22 protein-coding genes and 1 pseudogene are annotated in these 21688 nt (G+C 66.7%); 18 read left to right on the top strand and 5 right to left on the bottom strand.

Annotation, left to right across the window (positions count from 1 at the left end; translation table 11 throughout):
• The first annotated feature begins 86 nt into the window (after positions 1-86).
• The 6 genes and pseudogenes from A7X12_RS16210 to aguB all read left to right on the top strand — a co-directional run bounded on the left by A7X12_RS16210 (position 87) and on the right by aguB (position 5262).
• Positions 87-347: a hypothetical protein gene (locus A7X12_RS16210; protein ID WP_232318548.1), complete on the top strand. Its 261-nt coding sequence runs from the start codon at positions 87-89 to the stop codon at positions 345-347.
• 194 nt (positions 348-541) lie between these two features.
• Complete coding sequence (gene rpsD / locus A7X12_RS16205; RefSeq protein ID WP_064312571.1) at positions 542-1156, top strand: 30S ribosomal protein S4; 615 nt, start codon at positions 542-544, stop codon at positions 1154-1156.
• Between the two features lie 106 nt (positions 1157-1262).
• Entirely contained in the window at positions 1263-2894 is a 1632-nt protein-coding gene (locus A7X12_RS16200) for a M28 family metallopeptidase (protein WP_064312570.1), read from the top strand.
• A gap of 186 nt (positions 2895-3080) precedes the next feature.
• On the top strand, positions 3081-4058 hold the full coding sequence (locus tag A7X12_RS16195; protein WP_064312569.1) for an agmatine deiminase family protein: 978 nt from the start codon (positions 3081-3083) through the stop codon (positions 4056-4058).
• Positions 4059-4066: 8 nt separating this feature from the next.
• Positions 4067-4405: pseudogene (locus A7X12_RS16190) on the top strand (DUF3147 family protein); the annotation flags it as partial.
• Positions 4406-4413: 8 nt separating this feature from the next.
• Positions 4414-5262 (top strand): N-carbamoylputrescine amidase, encoded by an 849-nt coding sequence (gene aguB, locus A7X12_RS16185; protein ID WP_064312567.1) that lies wholly within the window; start codon positions 4414-4416, stop codon positions 5260-5262.
• Positions 5263-5282: 20 nt separating this feature from the next.
• Here aguB and A7X12_RS16180 read toward each other — a convergent pair whose 3' ends face one another.
• A complete protein-coding gene (locus tag A7X12_RS16180) occupies positions 5283-6545 on the bottom strand; it encodes a DUF418 domain-containing protein (RefSeq protein WP_232318547.1) in 1263 nt (420 codons plus the stop codon).
• The gene (locus tag A7X12_RS26345; protein WP_232318546.1) at positions 6542-6778 is read right to left on the bottom strand and encodes a hypothetical protein; all 237 of its coding nucleotides are present in this window, start codon (positions 6776-6778) and stop codon (positions 6542-6544) included. Before A7X12_RS26345 ends, A7X12_RS16180 begins: the two co-directional genes overlap by 4 nt.
• Before the next feature lie 39 nt (positions 6779-6817).
• On the opposite strand from A7X12_RS26345, the gene A7X12_RS16175 reads away from it, so the two are divergent.
• From A7X12_RS16175 to A7X12_RS16165, 3 genes are all read left to right on the top strand, one after another.
• Positions 6818-8266 (top strand): GGDEF domain-containing protein, encoded by a 1449-nt coding sequence (locus A7X12_RS16175; RefSeq protein WP_232318545.1) that lies wholly within the window; start codon positions 6818-6820, stop codon positions 8264-8266.
• Positions 8267-8316: 50 nt separating this feature from the next.
• The gene (locus A7X12_RS16170; RefSeq protein WP_232318544.1) at positions 8317-8526 is read left to right on the top strand and encodes a hypothetical protein; all 210 of its coding nucleotides are present in this window, start codon (positions 8317-8319) and stop codon (positions 8524-8526) included.
• Positions 8527-8648: 122 nt separating this feature from the next.
• A complete protein-coding gene (locus tag A7X12_RS16165) occupies positions 8649-10328 on the top strand; it encodes a long-chain-fatty-acid--CoA ligase (RefSeq protein WP_064312563.1) in 1680 nt (559 codons plus the stop codon).
• Positions 10329-10463: 135 nt separating this feature from the next.
• Here the strand turns inward: A7X12_RS16165 and A7X12_RS16160 are convergent, their stop codons facing one another.
• Positions 10464-11843 (bottom strand): NAD-dependent succinate-semialdehyde dehydrogenase, encoded by a 1380-nt coding sequence (locus tag A7X12_RS16160; RefSeq protein WP_064312562.1) that lies wholly within the window; start codon positions 11841-11843, stop codon positions 10464-10466.
• A gap of 147 nt (positions 11844-11990) precedes the next feature.
• Here A7X12_RS16160 and A7X12_RS16155 point away from each other — a divergent pair, with 147 nt between their 5' ends.
• From A7X12_RS16155 to A7X12_RS16115, 9 genes are all read left to right on the top strand, one after another.
• Positions 11991-14027, top strand: coding sequence for a S9 family peptidase (locus A7X12_RS16155; RefSeq protein WP_064312584.1), 2037 nt, complete (start codon positions 11991-11993; stop codon positions 14025-14027).
• Positions 14028-14080: 53 nt separating this feature from the next.
• Positions 14081-14326 carry an exodeoxyribonuclease VII small subunit gene (locus A7X12_RS16150; RefSeq protein ID WP_064312561.1) on the top strand — a complete coding sequence of 82 codons (246 nt, stop codon included), beginning with the start codon at positions 14081-14083 and terminating at the stop codon, positions 14324-14326.
• Between the two features lie 3 nt (positions 14327-14329).
• The gene (locus A7X12_RS16145) at positions 14330-15238 is read left to right on the top strand and encodes a polyprenyl synthetase family protein (protein ID WP_064312560.1); all 909 of its coding nucleotides are present in this window, start codon (positions 14330-14332) and stop codon (positions 15236-15238) included.
• A 19-nt stretch (positions 15239-15257) separates the two neighbouring features.
• Positions 15258-15767, top strand: a complete 510-nt coding sequence (gene coaD / locus A7X12_RS16140; protein WP_064312559.1) for a pantetheine-phosphate adenylyltransferase — start codon at positions 15258-15260, stop codon at positions 15765-15767.
• A gap of 85 nt (positions 15768-15852) precedes the next feature.
• On the top strand, positions 15853-16641 hold the full coding sequence (locus A7X12_RS16135) for a peptidylprolyl isomerase (protein WP_064312558.1): 789 nt from the start codon (positions 15853-15855) through the stop codon (positions 16639-16641).
• Positions 16642-16654: 13 nt separating this feature from the next.
• Complete coding sequence (gene queA / locus A7X12_RS16130; RefSeq protein WP_064312557.1) at positions 16655-17686, top strand: tRNA preQ1(34) S-adenosylmethionine ribosyltransferase-isomerase QueA; 1032 nt, start codon at positions 16655-16657, stop codon at positions 17684-17686.
• A gap of 10 nt (positions 17687-17696) precedes the next feature.
• Positions 17697-18191, top strand: a complete 495-nt coding sequence (locus A7X12_RS16125; RefSeq protein ID WP_064312556.1) for a calcium-binding protein — start codon at positions 17697-17699, stop codon at positions 18189-18191.
• A gap of 172 nt (positions 18192-18363) precedes the next feature.
• A complete protein-coding gene (locus A7X12_RS16120; protein WP_064312555.1) occupies positions 18364-19329 on the top strand; it encodes a cation diffusion facilitator family transporter in 966 nt (321 codons plus the stop codon).
• The gene (locus tag A7X12_RS16115; RefSeq protein WP_064312554.1) at positions 19322-19987 is read left to right on the top strand and encodes an HAD hydrolase-like protein; all 666 of its coding nucleotides are present in this window, start codon (positions 19322-19324) and stop codon (positions 19985-19987) included. The genes A7X12_RS16120 and A7X12_RS16115 overlap by 8 nt, the downstream gene beginning before the upstream one ends.
• 46 nt (positions 19988-20033) lie before the next feature.
• Here A7X12_RS16115 and A7X12_RS16110 read toward each other — a convergent pair whose 3' ends face one another.
• Positions 20034-20975 carry a 50S ribosomal protein L11 methyltransferase gene (locus tag A7X12_RS16110; protein ID WP_064312553.1) on the bottom strand — a complete coding sequence of 314 codons (942 nt, stop codon included), beginning with the start codon at positions 20973-20975 and terminating at the stop codon, positions 20034-20036.
• Positions 20965-21669, bottom strand: coding sequence for an SDR family NAD(P)-dependent oxidoreductase (locus tag A7X12_RS16105; RefSeq protein WP_064312552.1), 705 nt, complete (start codon positions 21667-21669; stop codon positions 20965-20967). Before A7X12_RS16105 ends, A7X12_RS16110 begins: the two co-directional genes overlap by 11 nt.
• Positions 21670-21688: the final 19 nt, after the last annotated feature.

Raw genomic sequence — 21688 nt, 5'->3', positions numbered from 1 at the left:
GGGCTCCAGACCCTCGGGGGGGGGACGGGCTCCCTTCCGCAACCTCTTCATACCACCATCCCATCAGACAGGGGGGGGACTTACCAATGCGCTTGCTTGCTGTTCTGTTATTGTGCTGCTCTTCTGCAATGCCGGCGATCGCGCGAACGACGCAATCCGAGCGGGCTGCGCAGGACAAGAAACCTGATCCTCAAAAGAAGATCTGCAAACGCCAACAGGTCACCGGTTCCTATTTCACCACCCGCGAATGCCACACCAAGGCGGAATGGGACCAGATGGCGGAGGATGCACGCGCAGCCTCGGTGCGCCAGCGCTCGGCAATCCGCTCTTCCTTCGGCGGTAACTGAGGAACGGAATCCGCTCGCTGCTTGACTCGCGGGCCTGGTCTCGCTAGGCGCGCCGCTTCGCAATTGGCCCCGCACCCCCGGTGAAGCGGTGGCCCTGCGCTTTTCCAAACGGAAAAGCACAGGCGAAACCGGGATCGCGATCAGGGCGGTTCGCCGCCCGGGTCAACGTCACAGCAATTGGTAAAGGATTTTACATGTCGAAGCGCTCCAGCGCCAAGCATAAGCTCGATCGCCGCATGGGCGAAAACATCTGGGGTCGTCCGAAGTCCCCGGTGAACAAGCGCGAGTACGGCCCGGGCCAGCACGGCCAGCGCCGCAAGGGCAAGATGTCGGACTTCGGCATCCAGCTGCGCGCCAAGCAGAAGCTCAAGGGCTATTACGGCGACATCACCGAGAAGCAGTTCAAGCGCTCGTACGAAGACGCGTCGCGCATGAAGGGCGACACCGGTCAGAACCTGATCGGCCTGCTCGAGCAGCGCCTCGACATGATCGTCTATCGCGCCAAGTTCGCGCCGACGATCTTCGCGGCCCGCCAGCTGGTCAACCACGGCCACGTCCGCGTCGACGGCGAGAAGTGCAACATCGGTTCGCGCCGCATCAAGCCGGGCCAGGAAATCAGCCTGAGCGGCAAGGCGCAGGAAATGGCGCTCGTCATGGAAGCGCAGAGCCTCGCCGAGCGCGACATCCCCGACTATGTCGCACCGGACGGCGCGGCGAAGGTCACCTTCACCCGCGTGCCGACGCTCGACGAAGTGCCGTACCCGGTGAAGATGGAACCGAACCTGGTCGTCGAGTTCTACTCGCGCTAATTCGGCTCCCTTCGGGAACGAGAAACGGGGCGGTCCTTCGGGGCCGCCCTTTTTCGTTGTGCGGACGAGCACGAATCCGCAGAACGGGCGCACCAGGAGGAATTCCATGCGCTTTTCGTTGCTCGCTGTTGCCCTGCTTTCCACCACCGCCGCCCAGGCGCAGACCGCTGCCCCCGCCCTCTCGCTCGACACGCTGAAGACCGTCACCGAAACCCTGTCTTCCGACGCGTTCGAGGGTCGCAAGCCGACCAGCGCGGGGGAAGAGAAGACGATCGCCTATCTGATCGAGCGCTTCCAGAAGGCAGGGCTCAAGCCCGGCAACAAGGGCCAGTGGGTGCAGGACGTACCGCTGGTGGAGCTTAGCGTGCAGAGCCCCAGCAAGCTCGCCTTCACCGGCGGCAAGACGCCGGTATCGCTCGCCTATGGCAGCGAGGCGGTGTTCTCCACCTATCGCGTCACCCCGAAGATCGAGCTGAAGGACAGCGAGGTCGTGTTCGTCGGCTATGGCATCAACGCGCCCGAGCGGGGCTGGAACGACTATGCCGGGCTCGACGTGAAGGGGAAGACGGTCGTCATCCTGATCAACGATCCCGACTGGCAGACCATGTCGCTGGACGGCCCGTTCGGCGGCCGGGCGATGACCTATTATGGCCGCTGGACCTACAAATATGAGGAAGCCGCCCGCCAGGGTGCCGCCGGCGCGATCATCATCCATGATACCGAACCCGCCGCCTATGGCTGGGGCGTGGTGGAGAGCAGCTGGGGCGGCCCCAAGCTCGAGCAGGATACGCCGGGCGACCATGCCGACCAGTCACAGCTGATCGGCTGGATCCAGCAGGATGCGGCCAAGGCGCTCTTCGCCAGCGCCGGCAAGGACTATGCCGCGCTGGTCGAGGCGGCCAAGCACAAGGGCTTCAAGCCGGTGCCGCTGGGCGTGAAGGCATCGGCCAGCTTCGGCGTGGGCATCAAGCGCCAGGCCTCGAAGAACGTCGTCGGCATCCTCCCCGGCACCGCGAAGCCGGACGAAGTGGTGCTGTTCTCGGCGCACTGGGACCATCTCGGCCATTGCAAGCCGGTGAACGGCGACGACATCTGCAACGGCGCCGTCGACAACGCGACCGGCACCGCCGGGCTGGTCGCGCTCGCCGAAGCCAATGCCAAGGCCGGCCCCGCCAGGCGCAGCATGGTGTTCCTGGCGGTGACCGCCGAGGAACAGGGGCTGATCGGCTCGCAATATTATGCCGAGCATCCGGTCTACCCGCTCGCCAAGACGGTCGGCGGCGTGAACATGGATGGCCTCAATATCCACGGGAAGGCCAAGGACTTCGTGCTGATCGGCGCCGGCAAGTCCGAGCTCGAGGAACTGGTGAAGCCGCTCGTCGCCGCGGAGGGCCGGGTGATCGGCATCGAGCCGACGCCGGAAAAGGGCAGCTACTACCGCTCGGACCATTTCAGCTTCGCCAAGCTGGGTGTGCCGATGCTCTATGGCGAAAGCGGCGACGATCTGGTGGTCGGCGGCAAGGCGGCGGGCGCAAAGGCGTCGGAGGAGTATACCGACAAGCGCTATCACAAGCCGCAGGACGAATATGATCCCAAGTGGAACTGGGACGGCGCGCTGTCGGACCTCCGGATCTATTACGGCCTCGGTCGCGAACTGGCCGAGGGCAGCAGCTGGCCGAACTGGTTCAAGGATGCCGAATTCCGGGCGATCCGCGACAAGGCGCGGGCCGAGCAGTAAGGCGGTCCAGCGCCGTTCCGTCGTCATCCCGGCGAAAGCCGGGATCCATTGGGGTCTCCGTCACGGCTCCTGCCGATACCGGGAGGCGCATGGATCCCGGCTTCCGCCGGGATGACGGCTAGTGGGAAGCGCCCGGACCATCCGTCGGCCTTTCCCCTGTAACCGTACAGGGCTAAAGGCCGCGCCATGACTCGTACCCCTCCCCCCGAATGGGCGCCGCACGACGCGGTCTGGATCGGCTTTCCCAGCCATGGTGACCTCTGGGTCGAAGACCTAGAGCCGGCCCGCGAAGAAGTGATCGCCTTTGCCCGCGCGGTCCATGCCGAAGGCCGCGGCGAGCGCGTGATCCTCGTCGCCGCCGATGACGCTGCCGCCGAAGCCGCCCGCGCCATGGCCGGCGACGCCGCCGAGGTCGTGACCGAGCTGTTCGGCGACATCTGGCTGCGCGACACCGCCGGCATCGTCACCGGCGACAATGTCGCGCAGGATTTCGGCTTCAACGGCTGGGGCGGCAAATACGACCTCGAGGGCGACGACACGATCGGCGCCCGCCTCGCCGCGCGTCGCGGGCTCACCGCCATCAAGCATGGCTGGGTGCTCGAAGGCGGCGCGATCGACGGCGACGGCACCGGGCTGTGTGTCACCACCGAGCAGTGCCTGCTCAACCCCAACCGCAACCCGGACCTGGACCGCGCCGCGATCGAGGCCAAGCTGGCGGCGGACCTGGGCTATGATCGCATGCTGTGGCTGGGCGACGGCCTCGCCAACGATCACACCGACGGCCATGTCGACAATCTCGCCCGCTTCGTCGGCCCCAACCGGCTGCTGATCCCGACCCCGGCGGAGGACGATCCCAATGCGGCGATCTATGCCGATGCGGTCGCCCGCGCCGAGGCGTTCGGCGTGGACGTCGTGCGCATGCCCTCCCCCGGCGCGGTGCTGGACGAGGACGGCGAGGTGATCCCGGCCAGCTACATGAACTTCTATATCGGCAACGCTGCCGTGGTGGTGCCGCTCTACGGCCAGCCCAACGACCAGGCCGCGATCGACACGCTCAAGGACCTGTTCCCCGGCCGCGATATCGTCGGCCAGCGGGCGGACCATATCCTCACCGGCGGGGGCAGCTTCCACTGCATCTCGCAGCAGATCCCGACGATCGGGTGACCGCCTTCGCCGTCCGCGCGCTGCTCTCCGGGCTGATCGTCGCCACCGTGGCGATGCTTGCCCGGCGCAGTCCCGCGTTCGGCGCCCTGGTCGCGTCGCTGCCGCTGATCTCGTTGCTCGGGGTCGTGTGGCTGTGGCGCGACACCCAGGACCCCGTGCGGGTGGCCGACCATCTCCGGGCGACCTTCTGGTATGTTCTGCCCTCGCTCCCCATGTTCCTGCTCGTGCCGGCGCTGCTGCGATCCGGGGTCGGCTTCTCGCCTGCCCTGCTCGCGGGCATCGGACTCACGATCCTGTTGTATTTCCTGACCGCCGCGGCGCTCGCCCGGTTCGGCATCACGCTCTGAGGACCGTCATGACTGCAATCACCGTCGGCGCGCTGCAGCTCGCCTTCTCCAACGATATCGATGCCAACATCGCACGCGTGACCGAGCTGGTCCGCGAGGCGGCCGGCCGCGGTGCGCAGGTCGTGCTGCCGCCCGAACTGTTCGAAGGCGAATATTTTTGCCGCGTCGAGGACGAGGGCCTGTTCTCGAATGCCAAGCCGGTGACCGAGCATAAGGCGGTGCTGGCGATGCAGGCGCTCGCCGCCGAGCTTTCGATCCACATCCCCACCAGCTTCTTCGAAGCCGATGGCCCGCATCACTATAACAGCCTCGCGATGATCGGCCCGGACGGCAAGGTCTCCGGCGTCTATCGCAAGAGCCACATCCCCGACGGCCCGGGCTATGAGGAGAAATTCTATTTCCGCCCCGGCAACACCGGCTTCAAGGTGTGGGACGGCCCCGGCGCCAAGCTGGGCGTGGGCGTGTGCTGGGACCAATGGTACCCCGAAACCGCGCGCGCGATGATGCTGATGGGCGCCGAACTGCTGTTCTACCCCACCGCGATCGGCAGCGAGCCGCATGACGACAGCCTCGACACCGCGCGGCTGTGGCGCCGCGCGATGGTAGGCCATGCCGTCTCCAACGTCGTGCCGGTGATCGCCGCCAACCGCGTCGGCACCGAGCATGGCCAGACCTTCTACGGCACCAGCTTCATCACCGACGAGCGCGGCGACATCCTCGCCGAGCTGGATCGCACCGAAGAGGGCGTGATCACCGCGACGCTCGACCTCGACCGGGTGAAGCGCCACCGCGCCGCCTTCGGCTTCTTCCGGGATCGCCGGCCCGAGCTGTACGGCCGGCTCGTCCAGGACATCTGACCGGTACGCGCACCGGCGCCTCAGCGCGCCGGTGCGCGCTCCTTGCGGCGAAAGGGCACGTCGCGGCGCAGATAGGTCAGCGCACGCCACACCCATTCGATCGGCCCATATTGGAAGCGCGCCAGCCACCAGTGCGCGGCGACGACCTGCACGGCGATTGCGGCCACCGCGACCCAGAGGCGGGTGGCAGCGTCCCAGTCGTTATATTTGCCCAGGCCATAATGGTAGAAGATCGGCACGAAGATCGCCGATTGCAGGATATAGTAGGTCAGCGTCAGCCGCCCCGGCGCGGCGAGCGGCCGCACCAGCCAGCGCATCGGCCCATCGTACAGCGCGATCACCAGCAGCGCCCAGAAGGCGGTACCAGCCAAGTCCAGCCACAGGTTCACCAGGGCCCAGAAGGCGCGGTCCGCGCCCAAGCCCAGGCCTAGTCCGGTAAAGGCCTCGCGCAGAGGCTCGCGCCCGAGGAACAGCGCCACCGCGAGCAACGCCGACACCAGAAGCGCGGGTCCCCGCCAGGGGCGACTCTTGGCCAGGTCGCCAAAAAAATTGGTCCGGCCCAGGACCAGCCCAAGCAGGTACAGGCCGAGGATTTGCACCAGCCGGCCATATTCCAGGAAGAACCAGTATTTGGACTGCTGCCCCGCCCAAAGGTTCACTCGCAGCACCTGCCAGAGATCGCCACCGAGATAGATCGGCATGCCCGGGTCGATCGAGGATCGCGCGGGCGCGTTCGCCCAGGCCATGTCGAATGCCCCGGCGACAAGCTGCACGATCAGGCTGGGACCGATCAGGCAGAACAGGGCGCCGCCCAGAAGCACCGCGTTGCTCCGTATGCGATTGAAGAAGAGCAACAGGAAGCCGATCGCGGCCAACGTCTGCATGATGTCGCCGCGGTAGATCAGCGCGTGGAGAAAGCCGATTCCCTCCAAAATGAGCAGGCGCCAGGCGAACCGCGCGGTAAAATCCTGTCCGCGCCGGGCCGCCCGATCCATCAGGATGAAAAAGCTGAACCCGAAGCACAATGCCAGCAGCGAGAAGCTCTTTCCCATGAAAAGAGCGAAGACGACATCGGTGATAAGGCCGGGTTTTTCGACCGCCCAGAACAGCTCGTAACTTTCGATGACATGGACCAGGAACAGCGCCATCAACGCAAAGCCGCGCAGCACGTCTACGACATCGAGCCGGGCATTTGCGGAAGTCGTGTCGGCGCTGCCATTCGGCGGCACATCGCGGTGCCGAGGCGCTCCGGCGGTATCAGCAATCCCCGGCATCGGCCTCATTTACGTCTTCTTTGTCCGACAGGCGTACCTACGCCACCATGGTTAGCGCCCTTTCTCGCCGGCTGCTCTGCATCGCGCTTGCCGCCCTGCTTGCGTGCATCGTGCCCTCGGCACATGCCCAAGCAGGTGTTGCCGGTCAACCAGTCGGCGCGTGCCTGCTGGTTGACGCGGGGCAACGGGCTGACGAACTGCTCCGGCATCCGGAACGTTTCGATTGCAAGACGCCGCAGCATCGTTTCGGTTCCGGGAATTTCTGGGCGATTACAACGCTTGTGGACGAACGGTCGACGTTCGCCGCGCCGCTTTCGCTCCGCTTCGCCAGCCTGTGGCAAGGGCGGCTGACCCTTTACTTCCTCTATGCCGATGGCGCCGTTCGCCAGTGGCGGAGCGATCGCCGCGGCATCACGCCACTGCTCCAGCTGGGCGCCGTCGCGCAGGCGCCCGTGCCGGTGCGCGATCCGGCGCTGGTCCGGGTGCTGTTCCACGTCGAGGACGCGGCCAACCTGCGCGGAATCGCCACCGGCTTTCGCATCGTTACCGAGGCCGAGGGCGATCGCGCCAACCTCATGCTCGCGGGGCTGTACGCCTTCTTCGCCGGAATAGCGGTTGCGCTGATCGTCTACAACTTGGCGCTCTGGGCAGCGATGGGCTATCGCTTCCAGCTGCATTACTGCCTGCTGCTGGGGGCGCTGCTCGGCTACACGCTCACGTCTTCGGGCGCCCTCGCCTGGCTGGCGCCGATGATCGCCAACAATGATCGGATCCGGCTCAACTATCTCTTCATCGGCCTCGCGGGCGGTGCCGCCGCGCTCTTCACCCGCAGCTTCTTCAAAGATCAGTCGATGCCGCGGTGGCTGGATCGAGCGAGCCGTATCGCTGCTGCCGCGGTACCGCTCTCCGCGCTGGCGGTGGCGATCCTGGGCGCGGTGCAGTTGCGGGTTGCCGACCTGCTCTACAGCCTGTCCTTCGCCGGCCTGCTGGCGATCGTGGTGCCGACCTTGTGGGGCGCCTGGCGGCAGCGTTCCAACTTCCTGTGGCTGTTCGCCGTCGCCTGGACTGCGCCGATCCTGCTCGCGGCGGTGCGGATCAGCGCGGCGCTGCATCTCATCGGCTGGAATTTCTGGATCGACAATTCGACGATCGTCTCGATGGGGCTGGAAGCACTCATCTCCTCGCTCGCCGTCGCCTATCGCATCAAGTCTCTGCGCGACGAACGCGATGCGGCCCTCACGCGTGAGGTGATCGCACGCAACCTTGCCGATGTCGATCCGCTGACCGGCCTGCTCAACCGCCGCGCCTTTCTGCAGCGCGCGATCGGCCGGACGGCGTGCCAGCAATTGCTGCTGATCGATATCGATCATTTCAAGCGCGTCAACGAAACGCTGGGCCATGACGGCGGCGACGAGGTGCTGCGCCTGTTTGCCGCAGCCCTTCGCGCGACCGCGCCCGATCCCGTGCTGATCGCGCGCATGGGCGGGGAGGAGTTCGCACTGCTCACCCCCGCTACCCATCGGGTCGAGCCCGAAACCCTGCTCGCCAGCCTGCGCCGGGTCCGCATGCCGTTCGACCTGACGATCACCGCCAGCATCGGCACCTGCACCGGGTCGCTTGCGACGGACATGGACTGGAAGGCGCTGTATCGCTGTGCGGACTGCGCATTGTTCGAGGCGAAGGCCGCAGGGCGTGATCGCGCCCGGACCTTGCGGCTGGACGCCGCCTGAGCTTGCCCGCCCGCCTCCCGGTGTGTAGACAGTCGGGAGGGACAAGGGGAATGATGCAGCGTCACAAGCACCTGTTGCTGATCGCGGGAGCCATTGCTCTGATCGTCGCGGTCGTGCGCCCGCCGCGCCCCCATGCCGATCTCCAGATTCTTACCCATCGCGTCGGGGACACTGCGCCGCAGCAGGTGCATGCCGCGATCGATCTTGGCATCCTGGCCGTGTCGGTACTCGTCACCTGGAGCCGCGCGCTCGCGCGCTGAGGCGCGGAACCAACCTCGAAAACTGCCGTAGAGACACAGCGTGCATGCCGCGCGACATGTCCGCTCGCGCCGGCTGAAAACCGCGCTTGCATGGCAAAATCGGGTTGCTTACACTGATGTCAATGACAAAGCCCGAAATGGTCTGGAAGACCGCCTATCGGCATCCAGGAGAGTGGGATCGCAGCTACGCGCCGCGGTCCATGGTTGACCTGTTCGAGGAGAGCGCGGCGGCCCACCCGCACGCCCCGCTTCTCGATTTCATGGGTCGCATCTACAGCTATGGCGAGACGCTGGACGGCGCCAATCGCGTTGCCTGCGGGCTCCGCGCGATGGGCTATGGCCCAGGCGACCGGATCGGCCTGTTCCTGCCCAACGTGCCGCACTATGTGGCTGCCTATTACGGCATCCTCAAACTGGGTGCGACGGTGGTGAACTTTTCGCCGCTCTACTCGGTGGACGAGCTGGCCGCACAGGTCGCAGATTCGGGCACGCGGCTGCTGTTCACGCTCTCCGCCACGGCACTGCTTCCCACCGCATTGAAGGTGCTGGAGCGGAGCGGGCTGGAACGATTGGTCGTCGGATCGGTCGCAGGTGCGCTGCCCACCGCCAAGTCGCTCTTCTACCAGCTGTTCCGCGGCAGCGAAGTGACGGCCAAGCCGCACGACCCGCGCATTCTCGCCTTTTCGAAGCTGATCGCCAACAAGGGCGATTGCACGATCCCGAACATCGATCCGGAGCGGGACGTCGCGCTGATCCAATATACCGGCGGGACGACCGGCACCCCAAAAGGCGCGGTGCTCACGCACCAGAATCTGTCGGCCAATGCGCGGCAGGTGTCGGAGCTCGACCCCGATCTCGGCAAGGTGGAGGATTCGGTGCTGGGGGTTCTCCCCTTCTTCCACGTCTTCGCCAATACCTGCGTGCTCAATCGCACCGTTATCACCGGCGGCAAGATCATCATGCTGCCCCGTTTCAACGCGCAGCAGGTGCTGAACGAGCTGCGCCGCACCAAGCCGCGCTCGCTACCCGGCGTGCCGACCATGTATCAGGCCCTGCTCGATGCCCCCGGCATGAAGCCCAGCGACTTCGCCTCACTGCGCTTCTGCATTTCCGGTGGCGCGCCGCTGCCAGAGCAGCTGAAGCTCAACTGGGAATCGACCACCGGCGCACACATCATCGAAGGCTATGGCCTGTCCGAAAGCTCGGGCGTGGTCTCGGCCAATCCCTATGTCGGGCCGAACAAGAGCGGCACGATCGGCCAGCCGATCGCCGGCACGCGGGTCCGGCTGGTCGACAAGGAAGACCCCCGCAAGCCTGCGCCCGAAGGTGAACCCGGCGAGATCGTCGTCCAGGGCCCGCAGATCATGCGCGGCTACTGGAACCGGCCCGAAGCGGATGCCGGCGTATTCGTCGACGATCACTGGCTGCGCACCGGCGATGTCGGCATCATCGACGACGACGGTTACATCCAGATCGTCGATCGGCTGAAGGACATGATCTCGGTAGGGGGCTTCAAGGTATTCCCCAGCCAGATCGAGGCGGTGCTCTACACCCATCCGGCGGTGAAGGAGACGCTCGTGCTGGGGCTGCCCGATCCATACCATGGCGAGCTGCCGCACGCCTATGTCGCACTGAACGACGGCATGGCGGCGGACGCCAAGGAAATGTGCGGCTGGCTCAACGCCCAACTGGGCAAACATGAGCGGGTGGCCGAAGTGGTGATCCGCGATGCCCTGCCCAAGACGATGATCGGCAAGCTCAGCCGCAAGGACCTGCTGGCGGAGGTGAAGGCGGGACGGTGATTTCTAATTCTTAAGCCCCTCCTCCTCGGAGGAGGGGTTGGGGTGGAGGGATTCCAGAACGTCGGTTGGTCTCGGTGAGACACGGCCCCACCCCAACCCCTCCCCTGAAGGGGAGGGGCTAAGAAAACTCCAGACTCAATCCCCAGCCTTCCCGCCCCCGAACATCACCGCCTTGAGGTTCATGAACTCGTGCAGCCCCCAGGGCCCGAGCTCGCGGCCATGGCCGGAAAGCTTGATACCCCCGAACGGCGCACCCGGCACCGAGGCGAGCAGCGAATTCACCGCCGTCATCCCCGCTTCGATGTCACGCGCGAAACGCTCGACCTCGCCCTCGTCCTGCGTCCACACCGACGAACCGAGGCCATAGGGCACGTCGTTCGCGAGCGCGATCGCGTCGTCGATATCCGCCACCTTGTACACAGCGGCGACGGGGCCAAAGATCTCTTCCTTCGCAACGTCGCTTTCCGGATCGAGACCCACCAGCACACCCGGCGTCATCCACGCGCCTTCACGCTCGATCTTGGTGCCGCCGGTCAGCAGCTTGGCACCGGCCGCCTGTGCCCGCTCGACCTGCTCCAGCACGGTATCGCGCTGCTGAACGCTGGAAAGCGGCCCCATCACCGTTTCCTTGTCCATCGGGTCGCCGATCTTCACCGCCTCGATGCCGGCGACAAATTTCTCCAGGAAGGCGTCGTACACCTCGGCGTGCACGATCATCCGCTTCGAGCAGATGCAGCTCTGCCCGGCATTCTGCACCCGCGCGGTCACCGCGGTCTTCACCGCCGCGTCGAGATCGGCCGAGGGCATGACGATGAACGGATCCGAGCCGCCCAGCTCCAGCACCACCTTTTTGAGCGCACGGCCTGCCGCCTCGGCAACCTTGGCCCCCGCGCCTTCCGAACCGGTCAGCGTCACCGCCACCACCCGCTTGTCGGCGATGATTGCGTCGACCTTGCCCGACTTGATCGCCAGGTTCTGGAACAGCCCCTCGGGCGCGCCGGCCTTGCGCGCCATCTCCTCCATCGCCGCCGCGCAGCCCTGTACCGACGACGCATGCTTGAGCAGCGCGACATTGCCCGCGAGGATCGTCGGCGCGAGGAAGCGCACCGCCTGCCAGTAGGGGAAGTTCCATGGCATCACCGCCAGCACCGGCCCGAGCGGCAGCCAGCGTGCCACGGCATGGCCGGTCGGCGTCTTGACGGTCGTGGACTCCAGATAGGCGGGGCCATGTTCAGCATAGTGGCGGAAGCCGGCGATGCACTTCTCGACCTCGGCGAGACCTGCGGTGATCGTCTTGCCCATCTCGCGCACCGCCAGTTCGGCAAGGTGTTGCTTGTTGGCTTCCCATGCGTCGGCGATCTTGGACAACAGCGCGGTGCGCGTCTCGATCGACGTCTCGCGCCACTGCTTGTACCCGGCTGCCGCACGTGCCAGCGCCGCCTCGATCCCGGCATCGTCCAGCTCGGCGATGCGATCGACGGTCTCGCCCGTCGCCGGGTTGATGATTTCGAACATCCGCAAGTCTCCTTCGCGCTTCCCAACGCGGACCTAGGCGCAGGGTGCCAAGGGCGGCAATCATACTGCCGTCCATTGCGCGCGGAACGGCTTGCCAAGCGCGCGACGCCCGAACACCATGCTGTATCTGTCCTGCCGGAGACCTTCATGCGCCTCGTCCCCCTAGCCCTCCTCCTCAGCGCCGCGATCCCTGCGGCCGCGCTCGCGCAGGATGGGCCCAGCCGCCTGTTCACCGGCAGCGACCTGTTTGCGCTGGAGCAGGCGAGCGATCCCCAGATCAGCCCGGACGGCAGCAAGGTCGCCTATGTCCGCCAGTCCGCCGACATCATGACCGATCGCGGCCGCGCGACGATCTGGCTGGTCGACGTGAAGTCCGGCGAGCAGACGCCGCTCGTCGCCGGTACCGGATCGCACAGCCAGCCGCGCTGGTCGCCTGACGGGACCCGCCTCGCCTATGTCTCGAGCGCCGAGGGCGGAGCACCGCAGCTGTTTGTCCGCTGGATCGCGACCGGCGCTACCGCCCGTGTGACGGGCCTGCCGGACAGTCCGCAGGCCATCACCTGGTCGCCTGACGGCAAGCAGATCGCCTACACCATGACGGTGCCCGGCGACGGCATGCGTCTCGGCAGCCAGCCGCCCAAGCCCGACGGCGCCAAATGGGCGGAGCCGCTGGAAGTGATCGACCGTGTCACCTACCGAGCCGATGGCGGCGGCTATCTCAAGCCCGGCTCGGATCATATCTTCATCGTATCGGCCGACGGCGGCGCGCCGCGTCAGGTCACCTTCGGCAAGGTTGACGATGCCGGACCGCTCGCCTGGTCGAACGACGGGCGGACGATCTTCTTCGGCAGCAACCGCCGCAAGGATTGGGAGCGCGAGCCCAACGACAGCGAAATCTACGCGGTCGACGTCGCCTCCGGCACGCTGACTCAGATCACCAAGCGCTACGGCCCCGATGCCGCGCCGGTGCTCTCGCCCGACGGGACCCGCATCGCCTATCTCGGCTTCGACGACACGCATCGCAGCTTCCAGAACACCCAGCTCTATGTGATGAACCGCGACGGCAGCGGCAGCCGCGCGCTCACCGCCGGGCTCGACAAGAGCATCGACGGCGCAGTCTGGGCGAAGGACGGCCGCAGCCTGTTCGTCTCCTATGACGATCACGGCCGCAAGCAGGTCGCCCGCATCGGGCTGGACGGCAAGGCGACCACGGTCGCCACCGGCCTCACCGGCGGTGGACTCGACCGGCCCTATACCGGCGGTGATTTTACGGTCTCGGCAGGCGGCACCATCGCCTATACGGGCGGCGACGCGCTGCACCCGGCGGACATCTATGTGAATGGCCGCCGCCTCACCCATCTCAACGACAATCTGCTCGCGTCCAAGACGCTGGCGCCGGTAACCCCGCTCGCCGTCACTGCCCCCGATGGCCGCAAGATCGACGCTTGGCTCGTCACCCCGCCCGGCGTGAAGCCCGGCCCACGCGTGCCGACGATCCTGGAGATCCATGGCGGCCCGCACACCGCCTATGGCCCCGGCTTCTCGACCGACTATCAGCTCTATGCCGCGCACGGCTATGCGGTGCTCTACGCGAACCCGCGGGGCAGCACCTCCTATGGCGAAGAATTCGCCGACCTGATCGACAAGAAATATCCCGGTGACGATTACGGGGACCTGATGGCCGCGGTGGATGCCGCGGTCGCGGCAGGCGTGGCCGATCCCGACAATCTGTTCGTCACCGGCGGATCCGGCGGCGGCGTGCTCACCGCCTGGATCGTCGGCAAGAATGATCGCTTCAAGGCCGCCGCCACGCAGAAACCGGTGATCAACTGGATCAGCGAAGCGCTGACCATGGACGCGACCGGTTTCACCTCGCGCTACTGGTTCGCCAAGCAGCCCTGGGAAGATCCGATGAGCTATTGGAACCGCTCGCCGCTCAGCCTGGTCGGCAACGTCAAGACACCGACCCTCGTCGTCGTCGGCAGCGAGGATTACCGCACCCCGGTGAGCGAATCGGAGCAATATTATGCGGCGCTCCAGATTCGCGGCGTGCCGACCGCACTGGTGAAGGTGCCCGGTGCCAGCCATGGCGGCTTCACCGCGCGGCCCAGCCAGTCCGCGGCCAAGGCGGCGGCCATCCTCGCCTGGTTCGATCGCTACCGCACCAAGCCGGCCGGCCAGTAAATTGCGGCGGGGCCCGGTTGCCATCGGGCCCCACCCTGCCGCATAGCAGCATCATGACCGACCAAGCGGATATCACGGCGCTCTCCTTCGAAGAGGCGCTGAAGGAACTGGAGAAGATCGTGAGCCGGCTGGAGAGCGGGGAAGCGGCGTTGCAGGAGGCGATCGACCTTTACGAGCGCGGCGACCAGCTGCGCCGGCAATGCGCGGCACGTCTCGATGCAGCGCAGGCCCGGATCGAGGCGATCCGCACCGACGCCGACGGCCGCGCCGCCGGCACCACGCCCTTCGCGGCCGGCTGAGGCGTGGCGAGCGTGACGCACGCATCGCTCGCGCTCGAATCGGCGCTGCGCCAGGTCGCAGCCGAGATCGACGCCCAGTTCGACCGGCTGCTCGAAGTGCCGGACGACCCCCGCGCCGACCTGTACCGCGCGATGCGCCACGCCGCGATCGGCGGTGGCAAGCGGCTGCGGCCGCTGCTGGTGTTCGCTACGGCCCAGCTGTTCGCGGTCGACAAGACCTGCGCGGCCCGCGTCGCGACGGCGCTGGAATGCATCCATGTCTATTCGCTGATCCATGACGACCTGCCCGCGATGGACAATGACGACATGCGCCGCGGCAAGCCGACAGTGCACAGGGCGTTCGATGAGGCCACCGCGATCCTGGCGGGCGACTGCCTCCACGCGCTGGCCTTCGAGATCCTCGGCCATGAGGCGACCCATCCGGACCCCTATGTCCGCGTCGAGCTGATCGCCGAACTGGCCCGCGCTTCCGGCCCTTCCGGCATGGCCGGCGGCCAGATGATGGACCTGGAAGCGGAGAAGGCCAGCTTCGATCTTGCCACCGTAACCCGGCTCCAGGCGATGAAGACCGGCGCGCTGATCAGCTGCGCGGTCGAGAGCGCCGCGATCCTCGGCCGCGTGTCGCCCGAGGGGCGCACCGGCCTGCGCGGCTATGCCCGCGACATCGGCCTCGCCTTCCAGATCGTCGACGACATCCTCGATGCCGAGGGCGACGAGGCGCTGGTCGGCAAGAAGCTCGGCAAGGACGGTGCGGCAGGCAAGGAGACCTTCCTGTCACTGCTCGGCATTGATCGCGCACGCGAACAGGCGCGCATGCTGGTCGACCAAGCGATCGCCCATCTCCACGCCTATGGCCCCGAGGCCGACCTGCTGCGCGACGTGGCGCGCTTCACCCTCGAACGCGACCGGTAAGGACCGGGGGAGAACCCGCATGCACAGCCGTATCGGGGTCTATCCCGGCACCTTCGATCCGATCACCCGCGGCCATATGGACATCATCCGGCGCGGCGCGAAGCTCGTCGATCGGCTGGTGATCGGCGTGACCACCAACCCGTCCAAGTCGCCGATGTTCACCGTCGAGGAGCGGATGGCCATGGTCCGTCGCGAAGTGGAGGGCCTGCCCGGCACGATCGAGGTCGTCAGCTTCGATTCGCTGCTGATGGACTTTGCCGAGCGTGAGCGCGCGAGCGTGATCGTCAGGGGCCTGCGCGCGGTCGCGGATTTTGAGTACGAGTACCAGATGGCCGGCATGAACCAGCAGATCAACGACCGGATCGAGACTGTCTTTTTGATGGCCGACGTCTCGCTTCAGCCGATCGCAAGCCGGCTGGTGAAGGAAATCGCCATATATGGCGGCCCGATCCATCGCTTCGTGACCGAGGCCGTCGAGGCCGATGTCGCCGCACGCGTCGAGCTGCTTGGTCGCAAGGGCAGCAACTAACACCAAGCCGATACCAGCCGGGCTTTGCGCTGCCCGGCGATTGCGGTAGAGCCGCGCATTCACCAGAAAACGAGTGGGAAGTTCGATGCGTTTCCTAGCCACGATGGCCGCCATGGCCGCCACGCTGTTCGCCGTGCCGGCGCTGGCCCAGGGCGGCGGGGGCAAGCCGAAGCCCGTCATCGAACCGTTCAAGGGCGTCAGTTCGGACGTCAACACCCGTCCCGCCGTGCTGGTTCCCGCCGACCCGGAGAACACCTGGGTGCTCGACCTGTCCACCGGGGGCCGCGTGCTGATCCGGCTGCGCCCGGACGTTGCGCCGAAGATGGTCGAACGGATCAAGACGCTCACCCGCAAGCACTTCTATGACGGCCTGACCTTCCACCGCGTAGTCGACGATCCCTACAACATTGCCCAGGGCGGTGATCCCAAGGGCGACGGTACCGGCGATTCGGACATGCCCAACGTGCCGGCGGAGTTCAGCTCGCTGCCGCATGTCCGCGGCACCGTATCTGCCGCCCGCCGCGGCGCGCCGGATAATGCCACCGCCGAGCAGAAGGCCGAGGCGGAGAACAGCGCGAACAGCCAGTTCTTCATCATGATGCAGCCCAAGCTCGCCTTCGACCACGACTATACCGTGTTCGGACGCGTCACCTCGGGCATGGAATGGGTGGACAAGATTCAGCGCGGCGAACCGCCGCAGAACCCGACCAAGATCATCCACGCCTATATCGAGTCGGACAATCCCCCGCCCTATCAGCCGCTAGCGCCTGCGGCCCCGGCGGCGGCCGGCCCGATGCTGATCCCGGTGGGCCCGGGCGCCCCGGCCGGCAAACCCGCACCCGCGGTGAAGAAACCGGCGCCGAAGAAGAAGTGATCGACCGCCGCCCGTGAACGTCGACCTTTTCGATTTCCAACTGCCGAACGAACGGATCGCGCTGCGCCCGGCAAACCCGCGCGACTCCGCGCGGCTGCTGGTGCTGGACGCGGCGGAGACGCGCGACGCGATCGTCCGCGACCTTGCCGCCCAGCTCAACCCCGGCGACTGCCTGGTGTTCAACGACACCCGTGTGATCCCGGCGCAGCTGGAGGGCATGCGCGGCGAAGCGAAGATCGGCGCGACGCTCCACAAGCGCGAGGGGCCGCGCCGCTGGCGTGCGTTCATCCGCAACGCCAAGCGGCTGCGCGAGGGCGATGCGATCGACTTCGGCCCCGAGGCGATCGCGATCGCCTCGGATCGCGCGGAAGACGGCAGCTTCGCGCTCGACTTCCAGGGCGACGAGCCGGTCGAGCTGCTGCTGGAACGGTGCGGCCGCATGCCGCTGCCGCCGTACATCGCCTCCAAGCGCCCGACCGACGAACGCGACGCCGACGACTATCAGACGATGTTCGCCAACGAGCCCGGTGCCGTTGCCGCGCCTACCGCGGCGCTGCACTTCACGCCTGCGCTGATGGCGTCGCTGGAAGCCGCCGGCATCGACCACGCGACGCTGACGCTGCATGTCGGCGCCGGCACCTTCCTGCCGGTCAAGGCCGAAGACACTGCCGACCATAAGATGCACGCCGAATGGGGCCGCATCACGCCGGAGGTGGCCGATCGGCTCAATGCCGTGCGCGCTGCCGGCAACCGCATCATCGCGGTGGGCACCACCAGCCTGCGTCTGCTCGAAAGCGCCGCCGACGAGGATCGCGTAATCCAGCCCTTCGAGGGCGACACCGCGATCTTCATCACCCCGGGCTATCGCTTCAAGGGCGTCGACGGGCTGGTCACCAACTTCCATCTGCCGCGCTCGACGCTGTTCATGCTCGTTTCCGCGCTGATGGGGTTGGATCGCATGCAGGCCGCCTATGCCCATGCGATCGAAACCGGCTATCGCTTCTACAGTTACGGTGATTCGAGCCTGTTGCTGCCCGCCCGCTAAAGGGAATTCAATGCGCCTGTTCCTGCTGCTTGCCGCCTGCACCGCCGCCCTGCCCGCAGCCGCCCAGGAACGTTCTGCAACCGGCCCGATAACGGTGAACGCACCCGGCGTGCAGCCGCAGGCGACGGTGATCGCCGAGCCGGTCGCGCTGCTGATTGCGGGGTTCGACAGCGACGGCGACGCCCGCGTTACCCGCGCCGAGTTCGACGCAGGACTCAAGCGCAGTTTCGACAGCGCCGATACCGGCCACACCGGCAGCCTCGGTTATATCGCCTATTCGGACTGGTCGCTGCGCTGGATGGGCGACCGCAACACCCTGCCCAGCCCGTTCGAGATGGACCGCGACGGCGACAACAAGGTGAGCTGGGCCGAATTCCAGGACCGCTTCGCGCTGATCTGGGTGCGGTTCGACAAGAACAAGGACGGCGTGATCGAGCGCAGCGAGCTGGTGACGATCCGCCCGCCCGCGTTCAACCCGACGGACGGCAAGCGCAAGCGCCGCTGAACCTGCCCCGGCCGTTCCCCTGCGAAAGCAGGGGCCCAGGGTTGAATAGGACGTCGCGCATGGCCCTGGACCCCTGCTTTCGCAGGGCCACGGGCTAGCGTTCAAGCGGCCACACCCCGTTTGCCGCAATGGGCTAGCATCACATGGGCTGCGCCCGCTAGGATCGCGCCGCATGTCGGGAAATCACGCGCACAGCCATCCTCATGGCCATTCACACGGGCACAGCCACGCGCACGGCCTAGGCCACAGCCATGCGCCTGCCGATTTCGGGCGCGCCTTCGCGATCGGTATAACGCTCAATATCGCCTTTGTGGTGATGGAAGGCGGCGCGGGGATCTGGACCGGGTCGATGGCGCTGCTCGCCGATGCGGGCCACAACCTGTCCGACGTGCTTGGCCTGCTGATCGCCTGGGTCGGCGCGGAGCTCGGCAAACGCCCCGCGACGCCGCGCTTTACCTATGGCCTGGGTGCCTCGTCGATCCTCGCCGCGCTTGCCAACGCCCTGCTGCTGCTGATCGCGATCGGCGCGATCCTGCTGGAGACCATCCAGCGCTTCGCCGATCCGCCCGCTGTCGCGCCGATTCCGGTCATGCTGGTGGCAGGGGCGGGCATCATCGTGAACCTCGGCACCGCCCTGCTATTCGCCCGCGGTCGCGAGCACGACATCAACATTCGCGGCGCCTATATGCACATGGCGGCCGACGCGGCGGTGTCGGCCGCCGTGGTCGTGGCGGGGGCTTTGATCTGGTGGACCGGCCTCCGCTGGATCGATCCCGCGATCAGCCTCGTCGTCGTGCTGGTGATCCTGATCGGCACCTGGGGGTTGCTCCGCGAATCGCTCACCATGGTACTGCAGGCCGTGCCCGACCGCATCGACCTGCAGGCGGTGGAGGAGACGCTGCTGGCGCAGCCGGGCGTCGCCCGCGTCCATGATCTGCATGTCTGGCCCATGAGCACCACCGAAGCGGCGCTGACGGCGCATCTGGTGATGCCCGATGGTCATCCAGGTGACGCATTTCTGCTTCATCTTCAGCATTTGCTCGCGCACGATTTCCGGATCGAGCACAGCACGGTACAGATAGAGTTGGGCAACGGGGCGGAGTGCCGGATGCATGGAACTGGTAGCGGACATGGCTGATACGGGCGCCATCGCGACCCGACCTCTCGACCTCGTCATCTTCGATTTCGACGGCACCCTGTCCGACAGTGGCGACTGGTTCGTCTCGGTCGCCAACGATCTCGCCGAGCGATTCCGCTTCCGCAAGATCGCGCCGCACGAGGTGGAGTTGCTCCGCCGCAAAAGCTCGCGCGAGGTGATCGAATTTCTCGGCATCGCCCGCTGGAAGATGCCGTGGATCGCCCGGTATGTGCGCAAGCTGGTGGGGCGCGAGGCGCACCGGATCGAACTGTTTCCCGGCACGCCGAACCTGCTCGAACGGCTGGTCGACATGGGCGTGAAGCTCGCGCTGGTCACCTCCAATTCGGAGGAGAATGCGCGCAAGATCCTGGGCCCACGCCACGCCGCACACATCCATTGCTATGCCTGCGGCTCCTCGCTGTTCGGCAAGGCTCCCAAGTTCCGCCGCGTGCTACGCAAGATGGGAGTCGAACCGCATGCCGCGCTCGCGATCGGCGACGAGACCCGCGACGTGGATGCTGCCCGCGAGGTCGGCGTGCGGGCGGGCTCGGTGCTGTGGGGCTATGCCGCCGAGGATCTGCTGACCGGCATGTCCCCCGACGCCGTGTTCCGCACGCCCGAGGAGATTGTAAGCTACGTCAGCCGGCATCGCGGCTGAGACCCGGCAAGATCCTCCCCCGCCAGGGGGAGGATCGGGCGATCCCTCAAATATCCAGGGCCCAGCCGTCGCGGCCCTTGGGGTCGGGCGGGGTGACGGGCACGTAGCGCGTCGCGCCAGCGGCGAGCCGCAGTATCGTCCAGTCGCCGCGGCGGTCAAACGCTTCCAGCGTGCAGCCGCACACCTCGAACGCTTCCACCACCTGCGCGCGCTGCGTCTCCAGCAGGCCAGCCAGCACGATCGTTGCGCCTGGCGCGGCGATGGCGGCCAGCTCCGGCGCCATCGATACCAGCGGCCCCGCCAGGATGTTGGCGATGACGAGGTCGTAGGGCGCCTTGGCGGTGATCGCATCCGAGAGCGCGCCGTCCGCCACCACCAGGTCGACGCCCTCGATGTCGTTCGCGGCCGCATTCTCGCGCGTCACGTCCACGGCGGCGGGATCGATGTCCGTCGCCATGATTCTGGCGTCCGGCCAGAGATGGGCACCGGCGAAGGCAAGCAGCCCGGTACCCGTTCCAACGTCAATGATGTTCGCGAACTGCTTGTTCGAAAGGCCGTCCAGCATCGCGAGGCACCCTGAGGTCGTCGCATGGTGCCCGGTTCCGAAGGCGCGGCCTGCGTCAATCAGGAAGGCGCGGCCACCTTCGGGTGCCTCGACAGGATGGGCGCTGGTGTGAACGACGAAGCGGCCTTCGCGGATCGGCTCCAGCCCTTCCTGGCTCAGCGTGACCCAGTCCTGCGCGGTCAGCGCCTCGACCTCCGGCTCGACATCGCCCGCACTCGGCACCAGCGCCTTCAGCGCCGCGAGCATGGCCGCATCGGGCTCCTGCTCGAGATAGGCATCGAGCCGCCAATGCTCGACATCGTCCTCCACCGTTTCGGTGGTCATCAACACGGCCTCGATCTCGATCGTGCCCGCGTCGATCGCCTCGGCCTCCGCACGGGTGCAGGGCAGGCTCACCTTCCAGCTGTCGATCTCAGCGGACATAGCTGGCTCCATTGGCGTCGAGCACCGCACCGGTCATCGAGGGCGGCGCATCCAGCGCGCAGAATTTAGCGATGGCGGCGATTTCTTCCGGCATCGCAACCCGGCCGAGCGGAATGTCGGCCAGCAGTTTATCGCCGCCACGGCTTTCCAGATAGTCCTCGGCCATGCCGGTCATGGTGAAGCCCGGGCAAATCGCGAAGGCAAGGATGCCCTGCGCGGCATAGCCCCGCGCGATCGACTTGGTCATGCCGACCATGCCCGCCTTGGACGCGGCATAATGCCAGTGCGCCGGGCTGTCGCCCCGATAGGCGGCACGGCTGGCGACGTTGACGATGCGGCCGCCGCTGGCGCGCTCCTGCCAGTGCCGCACGGCAAGACGGCAAAGTTCGGCCGAGGCGGTGAGGTTGACGCGCATGGTCCGCTCCCAGCCGTCGACCCAGTCGTCGTGCGCGGCATCGAGCGGATTCGCCTCGAAGATGCCGGCATTGTTGATCAGCACGTCGATCCGCCCGCCCAGCGCGTCGAGCGCCTGTGCCCACAACGCTTGCGGTGCGGCGGGGTCGGTGAAGTCGGCGGAGATACCGCTGCGCGTGCCCTGGCCGACCAGCAGGACGTGGTCGTCTTCGCCGAGAAGCGCGGCCGTCGCCGCGCCGATGCCCCGGCTGCTGCCGGTAAGGAGGATATGGGTCTTCATGGCCCTGCCCTAGCGCGGG

This window comes from Sphingomonas sp. TDK1, from assembly GCF_001650735.1.
Classification (GTDB): domain Bacteria; phylum Pseudomonadota; class Alphaproteobacteria; order Sphingomonadales; family Sphingomonadaceae; genus Sphingomonas.
The sequence above is the reverse complement of the archived record's forward strand: the minus strand, read 5'-3'. Positions and strand labels throughout refer to the sequence as shown.

What these genes read in the sequence shown, in the direction of transcription:
- A7X12_RS16210 (WP_232318548.1), top strand. Translation starts at nt 87, where the DNA reads ATGCGCTTGCTTGCTGTTCTGTTATTGTGCTGCTCTTCTGCAATGCCG.
- rpsD (WP_064312571.1), top strand. Translation starts at nt 542, where the DNA reads ATGTCGAAGCGCTCCAGCGCCAAGCATAAGCTCGATCGCCGCATGGGC.
- A7X12_RS16200 (WP_064312570.1), top strand. Translation starts at nt 1,263, where the DNA reads ATGCGCTTTTCGTTGCTCGCTGTTGCCCTGCTTTCCACCACCGCCGCC.
- A7X12_RS16195 (WP_064312569.1), top strand. Translation starts at nt 3,081, where the DNA reads ATGACTCGTACCCCTCCCCCCGAATGGGCGCCGCACGACGCGGTCTGG.
- aguB (WP_064312567.1), top strand. Translation starts at nt 4,414, where the DNA reads ATGACTGCAATCACCGTCGGCGCGCTGCAGCTCGCCTTCTCCAACGAT.
- A7X12_RS16180 (WP_232318547.1), bottom strand. Translation starts at nt 6,545, where the DNA reads ATGAGGCCGATGCCGGGGATTGCTGATACCGCCGGAGCGCCTCGGCAC.
- A7X12_RS26345 (WP_232318546.1), bottom strand. Translation starts at nt 6,778, where the DNA reads ATGCTGCGGCGTCTTGCAATCGAAACGTTCCGGATGCCGGAGCAGTTC.
- A7X12_RS16170 (WP_232318544.1), top strand. Translation starts at nt 8,317, where the DNA reads ATGATGCAGCGTCACAAGCACCTGTTGCTGATCGCGGGAGCCATTGCT.
- A7X12_RS16165 (WP_064312563.1), top strand. Translation starts at nt 8,649, where the DNA reads ATGACAAAGCCCGAAATGGTCTGGAAGACCGCCTATCGGCATCCAGGA.
- A7X12_RS16160 (WP_064312562.1), bottom strand. Translation starts at nt 11,843, where the DNA reads ATGTTCGAAATCATCAACCCGGCGACGGGCGAGACCGTCGATCGCATC.
- A7X12_RS16155 (WP_064312584.1), top strand. Translation starts at nt 11,991, where the DNA reads ATGCGCCTCGTCCCCCTAGCCCTCCTCCTCAGCGCCGCGATCCCTGCG.
- A7X12_RS16150 (WP_064312561.1), top strand. Translation starts at nt 14,081, where the DNA reads ATGACCGACCAAGCGGATATCACGGCGCTCTCCTTCGAAGAGGCGCTG.
- coaD (WP_064312559.1), top strand. Translation starts at nt 15,258, where the DNA reads ATGCACAGCCGTATCGGGGTCTATCCCGGCACCTTCGATCCGATCACC.
- A7X12_RS16135 (WP_064312558.1), top strand. Translation starts at nt 15,853, where the DNA reads ATGCGTTTCCTAGCCACGATGGCCGCCATGGCCGCCACGCTGTTCGCC.
- A7X12_RS16125 (WP_064312556.1), top strand. Translation starts at nt 17,697, where the DNA reads ATGCGCCTGTTCCTGCTGCTTGCCGCCTGCACCGCCGCCCTGCCCGCA.
- A7X12_RS16120 (WP_064312555.1), top strand. Translation starts at nt 18,364, where the DNA reads ATGTCGGGAAATCACGCGCACAGCCATCCTCATGGCCATTCACACGGG.
- A7X12_RS16115 (WP_064312554.1), top strand. Translation starts at nt 19,322, where the DNA reads ATGGCTGATACGGGCGCCATCGCGACCCGACCTCTCGACCTCGTCATC.
- A7X12_RS16110 (WP_064312553.1), bottom strand. Translation starts at nt 20,975, where the DNA reads ATGTCCGCTGAGATCGACAGCTGGAAGGTGAGCCTGCCCTGCACCCGT.
- A7X12_RS16105 (WP_064312552.1), bottom strand. Translation starts at nt 21,669, where the DNA reads ATGAAGACCCATATCCTCCTTACCGGCAGCAGCCGGGGCATCGGCGCG.